Source organism: Bartonella machadoae (genome assembly GCF_022559585.1).
Lineage (GTDB): Bacteria > Pseudomonadota > Alphaproteobacteria > Rhizobiales > Rhizobiaceae > Bartonella > Bartonella machadoae.
This window is the reverse complement of sequence record NZ_CP087114.1, coordinates 878310-890491: the sequence shown is the minus strand read 5'-3', so window position 1 is coordinate 890491 and position 12182 is coordinate 878310. Positions and strand designations below refer to the sequence as shown.

9 protein-coding genes are annotated in these 12182 nt (G+C 36.3%); 3 read left to right on the top strand and 6 right to left on the bottom strand.

Annotation, left to right across the window (positions count from 1 at the left end; translation table 11 throughout):
* Nucleotides 1–20: 20 nt before the first annotated feature.
* The 3 genes from LNM86_RS04075 to LNM86_RS04065 all read right to left on the bottom strand — a co-directional run bounded on the left by LNM86_RS04075 (nucleotide 21) and on the right by LNM86_RS04065 (nucleotide 6704).
* Nucleotides 21–1652 carry an ABC transporter substrate-binding protein gene (locus LNM86_RS04075; protein WP_241438541.1) on the bottom strand — a complete coding sequence of 544 codons (1632 nt, stop codon included), beginning with the start codon at nucleotides 1650–1652 and terminating at the stop codon, nucleotides 21–23.
* An 876-nt stretch (nucleotides 1653–2528) separates the two neighbouring features.
* Nucleotides 2529–4154: an ABC transporter substrate-binding protein gene (locus LNM86_RS04070; protein ID WP_241438540.1), complete on the bottom strand. Its 1626-nt coding sequence runs from the start codon at nucleotides 4152–4154 to the stop codon at nucleotides 2529–2531.
* A 918-nt stretch (nucleotides 4155–5072) separates the two neighbouring features.
* Nucleotides 5073–6704, bottom strand: a complete 1632-nt coding sequence (locus tag LNM86_RS04065) for an ABC transporter substrate-binding protein (protein WP_241438539.1) — start codon at nucleotides 6702–6704, stop codon at nucleotides 5073–5075.
* A 950-nt stretch (nucleotides 6705–7654) separates the two neighbouring features.
* Between LNM86_RS04065 and LNM86_RS04060 the strand changes: the two genes are divergently transcribed.
* Complete coding sequence (locus LNM86_RS04060; RefSeq protein ID WP_241438538.1) at nucleotides 7655–7795, top strand: hypothetical protein; 141 nt, start codon at nucleotides 7655–7657, stop codon at nucleotides 7793–7795.
* A 76-nt stretch (nucleotides 7796–7871) separates the two neighbouring features.
* Nucleotides 7872–8135, top strand: a complete 264-nt coding sequence (locus tag LNM86_RS04055; RefSeq protein WP_241438537.1) for a DUF6460 domain-containing protein — start codon at nucleotides 7872–7874, stop codon at nucleotides 8133–8135.
* Between the two features lie 22 nt (nucleotides 8136–8157).
* Here LNM86_RS04055 and LNM86_RS04050 read toward each other — a convergent pair whose 3' ends face one another.
* From LNM86_RS04050 to LNM86_RS04040, 3 genes are all read right to left on the bottom strand, one after another.
* A complete protein-coding gene (locus LNM86_RS04050) occupies nucleotides 8158–8967 on the bottom strand; it encodes a TIGR02186 family protein (RefSeq protein ID WP_241438536.1) in 810 nt (269 codons plus the stop codon).
* Nucleotides 8968–8969: 2 nt separating this feature from the next.
* Nucleotides 8970–9890 carry a sulfite exporter TauE/SafE family protein gene (locus LNM86_RS04045; RefSeq protein WP_241438535.1) on the bottom strand — a complete coding sequence of 307 codons (921 nt, stop codon included), beginning with the start codon at nucleotides 9888–9890 and terminating at the stop codon, nucleotides 8970–8972.
* A 161-nt stretch (nucleotides 9891–10051) separates the two neighbouring features.
* Nucleotides 10052–10681 (bottom strand): hypothetical protein, encoded by a 630-nt coding sequence (locus tag LNM86_RS04040; RefSeq protein ID WP_308219231.1) that lies wholly within the window; start codon nucleotides 10679–10681, stop codon nucleotides 10052–10054.
* 717 nt (nucleotides 10682–11398) lie between these two features.
* Here LNM86_RS04040 and LNM86_RS04035 point away from each other — a divergent pair.
* Nucleotides 11399–12145: an electron transfer flavoprotein subunit beta/FixA family protein gene (locus LNM86_RS04035; RefSeq protein WP_241438533.1), complete on the top strand. Its 747-nt coding sequence runs from the start codon at nucleotides 11399–11401 to the stop codon at nucleotides 12143–12145.
* The last annotated feature ends 37 nt before the right edge of the window (nucleotides 12146–12182 follow it).

The window sequence follows — 12182 nt, the reverse complement described above, 5'->3', positions numbered from 1 at the left end:
TTTATAAACTTGATACCTTCTTATTTTTCAATTGCACTGTAAAAAATACGTGGTTCACTATTCCAAACCCATTTTTTAACAGCAGGACTCATCGCTACAGAAACATAGGTCTGATAAATAAAAGCATAGGGACCTTTCTGCATAACATCACGCTGCAAATCAGCATACATTTGTGCTCGTTTTTGCGGATCTTTTTCAAACAATGCATCCTTAACCTTTTGATTCATACTTTCATCAAAATAGCCATTGCACCAGCTAGAATAACCTATATTTTTAACCTCAAACCGATTATCAGGATTGTAAATAAGGCGCACAGCCATGGTATGGGGATCAGAAGAACCATTAGTCCATCCGAAAAAAATCGTATCAAAAGCACGTGTAGAAAGTTTTGAAAACAGCTGCGTACCGACAAAACGTTCAATTTTAAAACGCACGCCTACCTTTTTTGCATTTTCTTGCAGAGATTGGGCAATAGGCAAAGCAAAAGGATAAGGAGAGGCTCCAGCAAAAATATTGGCCTCAAAACCATCTGGATATCCTGCCTCGGTTAAAAGCTGTTTGGCTTTTTGAAAATCAAGTTTAAAGGGTTGTCCTTCTTTTTCATCCAAAGCACCAAAAGTACCAAGAGGGATAAAGCTTGCACGAGGAATACCAACATCTTTAAGAAGGGTTTTTCCTAATCCTTCATAATCAATAAGATAGCGCATCGCTAAACGCACTTTTTCATTGGAAAAAATTGGACTTATCGAATTAAAACCCCATATGATCATAGAGGGTGCCAAAATTTTTTCAACTTTAATATCTGTCGTTGCTTGGAGATCTGCCAAATCCTCTGGCATCAGATTACGTGCAACATCAATATCGTGTTTTTGCAATAATAAACGTTGTGTTCCAGGCTCCGCGACATGGCGAATGAGAATCTTCTTCAATTTAGGCGCTTCGCCCCAATAGTGACGACTTGCACGCAATAAAATCGCTTCTCCTGGGTTCCAGCTGCTTATCTGATAAGGACCAACACAGGCAGAATGACTAGCTAAATACCGATTTCCCATATCTCCATCTTGCTCGTGTTTCATGAGTGTCTCACGATCAAGCAAAGCAAGTGTACGACTACTCGCAAAATGGCTAAGAAGGAGCCCTGCTGGATAAGGCTTATTAAATTTCATCACCACCGTTTTGTCGTCTGGGGCTTGAAAAGCTTCATCCATGTTTTGTTCTGTGATACCATATTCATTAAAGGTTGCCGCAGCGGATAACTTCAATTTCACAATTCGCTTCATACCCCAAACAAGATCACTCGCATGGGCAAGTCTCCCATCGTTAAACTTTAAATTATCACGCAAGTGAAAAGTAATGACGGTACCCTGATCATCAGTTGAAACATCCCAACTCTTTGCCAAAGAAGGAACAAGTTTAGTCGCATCATCTTTAGCAGAAACAACTAAATTATCACAAACATTGACAAGAACTTCATTACCATAACGGTCATTGATTTGCGCAGGATCAAAGTTACTGATTGGATCAAGATTCCAAGCCATCACGAGCGTATCAGCAGGTGTTTTGGCTGAAACCTGTTGTACTATCATCCCCAGTGCGATAACAGCAGAAACGAAACAACTGCTTCTCTTCAATATTTTTCCCCTCAAATTCATAGACTTTTCCTTTTTAAAGTTTGTTGTATAAAGTTCTCATGTAATAATAATGTGCAAAAATAATATCATCATGCTTAGAAAGCACACCCTTCGAGGCAAAACAATAAAATCTTCAATATCAGAAACAATTTACCAATATCTCAACCCTTTTGAGCGGGTATCAACTAAACCAAATATGCAACGAAAAACGATCTGATTAAAATGAAATTATCATGCATGTTTGCTTTATCAGACAGACTTCTTCTCCAAATTTCTTTTTGCAGTTTTCTAAAAACTGCCATCAAAGAACCTCTACAACTTCTTCAAGAACCTCAATAAAATTTAATCTTTTGATGACCTTCAATAAATTGTAAGTTGTCTATCATGACCGCTTTCATCCCTGCTTTAGAAAGATTAGCCTGAGATTCGTCCTCAACGCACAATGGGAATTTTCCATAACTCCGTATCAAATAACCGTCCAAAATCTCTGCCTTAGCATATTTTAAAGTAACAGTGACATCACCTGAAGTATGAAAAGAATAGCCTGATATTTCACCAAGTATCTGCAGATAATAATTTTTTCATCAAAGCATTTTAAAGCCCCCACTTTTTAGTAACACGCAATTCTGTTTAATTTGTTACACCTGTCTTTTGTAGCAAACAAATTTATTACTTTCTTATGCAGATTAAAATATCCAATTTTGATATCTATGCATGCAAATCTTGTTGAAGTAAACAACCTCTCTTGCAAAGAAAATGCTTAAAATGATATTCTTTATGCAAAATATCAAGTCATCATCTATAAAATCCAACATATTGCAAAGTTCTTAACTCCTTTGCAATACGCCAAATGTATCATGATTATAGTTTTTTATATTTTATAAACTTGATACCTTCTTATTTTTCAATTGCATTATAAAAAATACGTGGTGCACTATTCCAAACCCATTTTTTGATATCAGGGGTCATCGCTACAACAGCATATTTCTGAAAGATAAAAGCATAAGGTCCTTTTTGCATAAGCTCACGCTGTAGATCAGCATAGATTTGTGCCCGTTTCTGTGGGTCTTTTTCAAACAATGCATCTTCAACCTTTTGATTCATGCTTTCATCAAAATATCCTTGGTGCCAACTACCATAGCCTGTATTTTTCGCCTCAAACCGATTATCAGGATTGTAAACAAGCCGTGAAGCCATGGTATAAGGATCTGCAGAGTCATTATTCCAACCGACAAAAATCGTATCAAAAGCACGTGTAGAAAGTTTTGAAAACAACTGCGTACCTACTAAACGTTCAATTTTAAAACGTACACCTATCTTTTTTGCATTGTCTTGCAGAGATTGGGCAATTGGCAAAGCATAAGGAGAAGTCCCCACTAAAAAATTTGCCTTAAAACCTTTTGAATAACCTGCCTCGGCTAAAAGCTTTTTTGCTTTTTGAAGATCAAGCTTAAAGGGTTGCCCTTCTTTTTCATCCAAAGCACCAAAATTACCAAGAGGAAGAAAGCTTGCACGAGGAATACCAATACCTTTGAGAATGGTTTTTCCAAGTCCTTCATAATCAACAAGATAGCGCATCGCTAAACGCACTTTTTCATGAGCAAAAATTGGATTTGTCATATTGAATCCCCAATACATCATTGTGGGCTCCAACACTTTTTCAACTTTAATATCGGTTTTCGCTTGAAGATCTGCCAAATCCTCAGGTGTCAAATTACGTGCAACATCAATATCGTGTTTTTGCAATAATAAGCGTTGCGTTCCTGTCTCTGCAACATGACGAATGAGAATCTCCTTCAATTTAGGGGCTTTCCCCCAATAGTTGAGACTTGCACGCAACAACAGAGCTTCTCCAGGATGCCAACTGCTTATCTGATAAGGGCCAACACACGCAGCATTATTCGCTAAATATTGGTTTCCCATATCACCATTTTTTTCGTGTTTCATAATCGTTTCACGATCAAGCAAAGCTGTAATAGAACTCGTAACAATATTGTTAAGAATGATCTCTGCAGGATAAGGCTTATCAAATTTTATCACCACCGTTTTGTCGTCCGGAGCTTGAAGAGATTCATCCATGTTTTGTTCTGTGATACCATATTCATTAAAGGTTGCTGCCTTAGCCATCTTCAATTTCACAATCCGCTTCATCCCCCAAACAAGATCACTCGCATGGGCAGGTCTCCCGTCGTTAAACTTTAAACCATCGCGCAAATGAAAAGTAATAACGGTACTCTGATCATCACTTGAAACATCCCAACTCTTTGCCAAAGCGGGAACGATTTTAGCTGGATCATCTGTCGCTGTACTGACCAAATTGTCACAAACATTGAGAACAACTTCTGAGCCATAAACATCGTTGATTTTTGCAGGATCAAATGTATCAATTGCATCGATATTCCAAGCCATCACCAGCGTATCGGTAGGTGTTTTTGCTGAAACTTGTTGCACAAACATCCCCATTGCCATAACAACAGAAACAAAAGAAGTGCTGCTTTTCAGTATTTTTCCCTTTATATTCATAGATTTTTCCTTTTTAGAATTTTTTGTATAAAGTTCTCATGCAAAAACAACGTGTAAAAAATAATATCATCATGCTTAGAAAGCATGCCTCTTAGAGGCAAAATAACAAAATCCTCATCAACAACCGCTCATCACCCACTCAGTCCTTTTTGAACGGGCATCAGCTAAACCAAATATGCAACGAAAAATAATATGATTAAAATGAAGCTATCATGCATAATAGCATCTATAAGTAACAGCACTTACAATCCAAAGCATACCAAGCAAAAATTCTTCTTTGCTTTTATCAGATAGATTTCTTTCTTTTCCAAATTTCTTTTTGCAATTTTCTAAAAGCTGTCATCAAAGCACCTCTACAACTTCTTCAAGAACCTCAATAAAATTTAATCTTTTGATGACCTTCAATAAATTGTAAGTTGTCTATCACGACCGCTTTCATCTCTGCTTTAGAAAGAAATGGGAATTCCCATAACTCCGTATCAAATAACAGCCCAAAATCTCTGCTTTACCATATTTTAAAGTAACGGTGACATCACCTGAAGTATGAAAAGAGTAGCCTGATATTTCATCACGTATCCGCAGATAAATAATTTTTTTATCAAAACATTTTTTAAAGCCCCTCACTTTTTCATAAACATTAAACACTGTTTAATTTGTTACATCTGCCTTTTGTGCGGCAAACAAATTTATTACTTCCTCATGCAGATTGAAATATCTGACCTTAATATCTATGCATGTAAATCTTATCGAAGTAAATAACCTTTCTTCCAAAGAAAATGTGTTAGGATGATATTCTTTATACAATATATCAAGCCATCATCTATAAAATTCAACGTATTGCAAAGTTCTTAAACCCTTTGCAATACGTCAAATAGATTATGATTATAGTTTTTTGTATTTTATAAACTTGAGATCCTCTTATTTTTCAATTGCACTGTAAAAAATACGTGGTGCACCATTCCAAACCCATTTTTTAACAGCAGGACTCATCGCTACAGAAACATAAGTCTGATAAATAAAAGCATAGGGACCTTTCTGCATAACATCACGCTGCAAATCAGCATACATTTGTGCCCGTTTTTTCGTGTCTTTTTCAAACAATGCATCCTTAACCTTTTTATTCATGCTTTCATCAAAATATCCATTGCACCAACTCGCATAACCTGTATTTTTCGCTTCAAATCGATTATCAGGATTGTAAATAAGGCGCACAGCCATTGTATGGGGATCAGAAGAAGCATTATTCCATCCAAAAAAAATCGTATCAAAACCACGTGCGTAAAATTTTGAAAACAGCTGTGTCCCTACAAAACGTTCAATTTTAAAACGTACACCTACCTTTTTTGCATTTTCTTGAAGAGATTGAGCAATGGGCAAAGCAAAGGGATAAGGAGAAGCTCCAGCAAAAATATTGGCCTCAAAACCATCCGGATATCCTGCTTCTGTTAAAAGTTGCTTGGCTTTTTGAAAATCAAGTTTAAAAGGTTGACCTTCTTTTTCATCCAAAGCACCAAAAGTACCAAGAGGAAGAAAGCTTGCACGGGGAATACCGACATCTTTAAGAAGGGTTTTTCCTAATCCTTCATAATCAATAAGATAGCGCATCGCTAAACGCACTTTTTCATTAGAAAAAATTGGACTTGTCGAATTAAAACCCCATATGATCATAGAGGGTGCCAAAATTTTTTCAACTTTAATATCTGTCGTTGCTTGGAGATCTGCCAAATCCTCTGGCATCAAATTGCGTGCAACATCAATATCATGCTTTTCCAATAACAAACGTTGGGTCCCAGGCTCCGCGACATGGCGAATGAGAATCTTCTTTAATTTAGGCGCCTCGCCCCAATAATTGGAGCTTGCCTGCAAAATAAGAGCTTCTCCAGGGTGCCAACTGCTTATCTGATAAGGACCAACACAGGCAGAATGACTAGCTAAATAACGGTTTCCCATATCTCCATCTTGCTCATGTTTCATGAGTGTCTCACGATCAAGCAAGGCAGCTGTACGATGAGTAGAAATATTACTAAGGATGAGCTCTGCTGGATAAGGCTTCTCAAATTTCATCACCACCGTTTTATCATCCGGTGCTTGAAAAGCGTCATCAACATTTTGTTCTGTGATACCATATTCATTATAGGTTGCCGCATTGGACAATTTCAATTTCACAACCCGCTTCAGCCCCCAAACGAGGTCACTGGCATGAGCAAGCCTACCATCATTAAACTTCAAACCATCACGCAAATGAAAAGTAATAACGGTACTCTGATCATCACTTGAAACATCCCAACTCTTTGCTAAAGAGGGAACCATTTTATTCGCATCATCTTTAGCAGAAACAACTAAATTATCACAAACACTATTAACCACTTCAGCTCCATAACGGTCATTGAGTTGTGCTGGATCAAAGTTACTGATTGGATCAAGATTCCAAGCCATCACGAGCGTATCAGCAGGTGTTTTGGCTGCAACCTGTTGTACAATCATCCCCAATGCGATAACAGCAGAAACAAAACAACTGCTCCCCTTCAATATTTTTCCCTTCAAGTTCATAGATTTTTCCTTCTTAAAATTTATTGTATAAAGTTCTCATGCAGCATAACGTGCAAAAATAATATCATCATGCTTAGAAAGCACACCTCCTAAAGGAAAAATAATAAAGTCTTCAAATCAATAACCGCTTACCCCCCACTCGACCCTTTGAGTAGGTATCAGCTAAACCAAAACATGCAACGAAAAACGATCTGATTAATCTGATTAAAATGAAGCTATTACGCATAACGACACCTATGAATAATAGCACAGTACTTATACTTCAGAGCATATCAAGCAAAAATTCCTCTTTGCTTTATCAGACAGATTTCTTCTTCAAATTTCTTTTTGCAATTTTCTAAAAATTGTCATTAAAACGTCATTTCAATTGCTTCAAGAACCTCAATAAAATTTAATCTTTTGATGATCCTCGATAAATTGTACGTTGTCTATCGTAACCGCTTTTATCTCTGCTTTAGAAAGAAATGAGAATTTCCCATAACCCTATATCAAGTAACAGTCCCAAATCTCTGCCTTAGCATATTTTAAGGCAACAGTGACGTTATTTAAAGTATGAGAAGTATGAAAAGAGTAGCCTAATATTTTCCCACATATCGGCACATAATAATTCTTTCATCAAAGCATCTTAAAGCCCCCCACTTTTTAGTAGTACTAAATTTTGTTCTCTTCGTTATATTCATTTTTTGCAAAAAAGAATTTATTACTTTTTTATGCAAATTGAAATAACTTTTTTATGTAGATTGAAATATCCAATCTTAATACCTATATAAGCACATCTTTATTAAGATAGATAGTCTCTTTATAAGATAAGTTGTTTTAAAATTATATTTTATATGTGACATATTCATTTTCACACTGATTGTTTTTAAACGTCATATAAAACGTTACAAAATTCCCCTGCGAATTTATAGAAAATAAAGAATATCCAACAAATTAATGAAAGGAATAATATGAAAATATTTCGAAAAATGCCAACAGAACATGAACGCGTTTCAGAAACCAGTACAAAAGTCACACCGGTATTACAGGGTGGTAAACTCGAAAGAGAAGTAAAAAAAAATAATAAAAAAAGCACTTTCTCTTCTTTGTGACAAAAATATTATTGTATTATTGCAGCAAAAGCACAATATATCTGAAAATGCGTCAAAATAAATATAAAGGGACAATATGTCTAATTCTTTTCATACATTTCTTGGGGGAACATTACGGCGTGTTTCTATAAAATTGCTCATCCTTTCATTTCTCGCTGGTGTCGTAATGAATTTTCTTGGATGGACACCTCGAAGTCTCATGCGAACAATAACAGAATTTTTTAAATCCCTATGGGAAACAGGATTTATAACACTTACAAACTTCTTCCATATGACCATCACGGGGGCCATCATTGTTGTACCTGTTTTTCTTTTTTTACGTATTTTTTATAAAAAATAAATACTTCAGACTTCCCCTTGTGTTAATCCTTTCGAAACATCAGACGACATAAAAAGCCTGTACTAATAGCCACAATTACTGCAACAATACCATATAAGAAACTATGCTTGTGTGCTGCATGAAAGATTGTATAAGCAATATGTGCTTTAACGATTTCCAGAGTCGTAGTCGCGCTATCAATAAACTGTCCATCACGAAAAAGATAAGCACGGGCTTGATAATGTCCAACAGGTGTATTTGCTGGCAAACGAAAATGTGCTGTAAAAAGAGTGCCAGAACCAAAACGAACACCACCTACTTCCTCATGATAAAGATTTTTAGCTTTTTGCAATTTTATAAGTTCATCACGAAAGATTTGTACTTTCTCCTGATCTTGTTCGTCCGTTTGCAATAACAAATGAGAGAGTCCTAACCCCAAACGTTTATACTCTTCAATGCTAGAAATCTCATCAATTTCACGCGTTGTAACCATAGAATAAAAGAGCGGAATATTTTTAAAAATAAGGGAATCTGCGTTTACCCAAACACCAGCATTTCGTTTTTTCTCCCGCATAACCATAGGTCGCGCTTGCCCCTCCAAGAGGACAACAATATCATAACGATTTTGTCGAGAATATAATGGACTGATATTTTCCAAAACACCCGCGATATAAAGATCACGACCATCAAAATGTGTGTCAACCATAATCCTATTGGTTGTCACAATAATTTGGATAGTCTCGTGATCAACTTGATCAACAAATGGAGCGTTTTTTCCAACATCTGCATATGTAGAAAAAGAGACTACATAAAAGCAGCTTATAACGATGCATAAAGAAAACAATCGACCCATTTTTATCTCATTAGAACATCTAGAGAGAACAGATTATCAGGGCGTACAAACAACTGAAAAGCGAGACGCATACATACAATCAACACCAGAAAAGCAAGTGCCATACGTAATTGTTCAGCTTTTAACTTTCGTCCAACCCGTGTTCCATATTGTGCACCAATACTTCCCCCAAGCATCAGAAAAAAAGCTAAAACAATATCAACTGATTGATTACTCACACTTTGTAAAACTGTAGTAAAGGAGGACACAAATGTAATCTGAAAAAGTGAAGTTCCAATAACCACACTGGTTGGAACGCGTAGAAGGTAAATCAGTGCTGGTATCATGAAAAAACCACCACCAATGCCCATAATAGAAGATAATAAGCCAACAATGAGACCAATTCCTAAAACTGGAATGATGCTGACATATATCATTGATGTCCGAAAACGCATTTTGAATGGCAAGCGATGAATCCAATTATGTCTTCCAGCAAGACGAATATTGGCTTTTTGTGCCTTGCGCTGGCGCAGCATATCGCGCCAACTTTCAATAATCATTAAGCTTCCGACACTCCCAAGAAGAATCACATAAAGAAGCGAAATGATAAGATCCAATTGTCCCAATTTTTTCAGAATAGAAAAAATCTGTGTTCCAAGGATAGAACCAGCTCCCCCTCCAACTACTAAAAAAAGGCCAAGTTTAATATCCAGAGTGCGTCTTCTAAAATGTGTAATCGCACCGATCACAGATGATGCAATCATTTGGTTAGCACCTGTGCCAACAGCAATAGCAGGAGGTATATTATAAAAAATTAATAACGGTGTGATAAGAAAACCACCACCAATGCCAAAAAGACCTGAAAAAAAACCAGCAACAACCCCCATACCAATCAAGATCAGCATGTTGAGTGACATTTCAGCGATTGGTAAATAGATACTCACTTACAAAACCTTCAAAATAATTTGGCTTTTTAGATAACTTGAGAGCTCCTCTCTCATATTCCTCTTCTCCAGCAATCTTTCGCGTGTTCAAAAATCGTTTTAGAAAACCATATATGCCTTTGCAAAATTATGAATGTATAACATACCTTACAGCAATGCTCTTAAATCGTAAAATTAAAAAGAGCTCCTCTTAAAAATCCATAAATACATAATGTTATTGCTATAACAGATGTCATAATTAGAAAATACCAAAAAAACTTTTTAATAGGGGAACAGAACAAAAAGACAGTCTCTTTAGACTCCGCATTTAAAGGAAGAGACGGATCTTTTTCAGTACAACAATCAGATACTTGAATATCGGAGCACTTTTCCTCTCTTTTCGAATCCGTCACAAGATTCTCAACCTCTTTTGAAGAAGGCTGCATAACATCACTTGGTAAAGAGCTTTTATGCTCTTTTTGCAACAGATGTTCAAGATTCGTTTGGTTCTCAGTTATACATTTTTGTCTTGAGACGTTTGGTATCTCTTGGAGCAACGCGCTTTCTTGGTTTTCTCCACATGTCATATCAGCAAGCTTCTGCACAACAGAATCAAGCGATTTTGAACGAGACGTGCGTTGTTTTATTACTGTTTCTGCTAGATTTATCTTTTCATTCTGCAAATTCTGAACAAGCGATTTAATCTGCTCCAAATGTTCAAAAAGCTTTTTTTCTCTTTGACGACGAATGTAGTGCTCCGCCAAAATTGCCCGACTAATGTCATCTAAATAAGATTTTAAATCATCTTCCACAAAACTTTGCGCTATCAAAGGACGTGGCGAATGTTTCTTCTGCATTTGTGCATACACAGAGCGTAATTTTTTAGCAATGTCCGACATCGTTATTTCAGTTAGCGTAGCTTCTCTTTCCTTTTGCCCCACAACATGAAAGGAAGGATTATCTTGTTCAGTCTGCTTTATCGTATGAATTTTTCTATTCAAAAACGCTACCCCTCATTATATTGCAAAAAATGTTGTATCTTATTTATTTTCTGCAAAGAATCGTATCGATAATTGGAAAGAATGCTCTATGTTGGTAAATAGAGCTTTAAGAACTTGCTCAAAATATTTATGCGTGATCTTTGAGGATAATACTTTTAAGGTTCAAATTGAAAAATCATTTCCCATTTTCCTCTTTTACCATTGTATTAAAGCCATCTTGATTTGTTATAACTCTACATGCTGATCTCCTTATGCGTTATTCTCATACCATTTACCATTCTGTATCTCTTTTATTTTAAATTCTTTTAAAATTATGATGAGAATATCCATTTTTAATGAATGAATTTTTTATTTAAACGAAGATGATAATGATTAAAGTGAGTAAAAACAAATGAGAGACGAATAATCATGATAAACAAGAAACTTAAAAAAACTTCTATAATGATTGTATGAGATTTCATTCTAAAAAATTTGGTTTCTTATAAAGATTACTATAAACTTGTAATCATACAAACAAAGAGGATTGCTATGAAGATAATTGTCGCCGTCAAACGTGTTGTTGATTACAACATCAAGGTACGTGTTAAACGCGATGGTACAGGTGTTGATCTTTCCCATGTAAAAATGTCTATGAACCCTTTTGACGAAATCGCAGTGGAAGAAGCCGTTCGTCAAAAAGAAGCTGGGAAAATTTCAGAAGTTGTTCTTGTTTCAATCGGACCAGAAGCTGCACAAGAAACTTTACGAACAGGACTTGCAATGGGTGCCGATCGAGCACTTCTTGTAACAACGGAAAAAACACTTGAACCCTTAGCCGTTGCTAAGATTCTTAAGGCTATTGTTGATGAAGAAAAACCAGATATGGTTTTCTTGGGAAAACAAGCTATTGACGACGATAACAACCAAACGGGACAAATGCTCGCAGCTCTTCTTGGTTGGGGGCAAGCAACTTTTGCCTCACATTTAGACATAGAAAACGATCACGCAACGGTCACTCGCGAAGTCGATAACGGCACACAAACTATTCGCCTTCGCCTTCCCATCATTATGACAGCTGATTTGCGTTTAAACGAACCACGTTATACTTCTCTACCTAATATCATGAAAGCGAAAAAGAAACCTATCGAACAAAAGGCACTTGCTGATTTTGACGTAGATACACGAGCACGCTTAACGGTCCTTAGCGTTGAAGAACCATCGCCCCGTCCATCTGGTGTCAAAATGGCCAATGTAGCAGAACTTGTCGATGCGCTAAAACAAAAAAAGTGCATTTAATAGTCTATAAAAACATGATCAAAAGCAACACTGCATA

Excerpts from the sequence above, each read along its gene's own strand:
- LNM86_RS04050 (WP_241438536.1), bottom strand. The coding sequence starts at position 8,967 with ATGGGTCGATTGTTTTCTTTATGCATCGTTATAAGCTGCTTTTATGTA.
- LNM86_RS04060 (WP_241438538.1), top strand. The coding sequence starts at position 7,655 with ATGAAAATATTTCGAAAAATGCCAACAGAACATGAACGCGTTTCAGAA.
- LNM86_RS04075 (WP_241438541.1), bottom strand. The coding sequence starts at position 1,652 with ATGAATTTGAGGGGAAAAATATTGAAGAGAAGCAGTTGTTTCGTTTCT.
- LNM86_RS04035 (WP_241438533.1), top strand. The coding sequence starts at position 11,399 with ATGAAGATAATTGTCGCCGTCAAACGTGTTGTTGATTACAACATCAAG.
- LNM86_RS04065 (WP_241438539.1), bottom strand. The coding sequence starts at position 6,704 with ATGAACTTGAAGGGAAAAATATTGAAGGGGAGCAGTTGTTTTGTTTCT.
- LNM86_RS04070 (WP_241438540.1), bottom strand. The coding sequence starts at position 4,154 with ATGAATATAAAGGGAAAAATACTGAAAAGCAGCACTTCTTTTGTTTCT.
- LNM86_RS04055 (WP_241438537.1), top strand. The coding sequence starts at position 7,872 with ATGTCTAATTCTTTTCATACATTTCTTGGGGGAACATTACGGCGTGTT.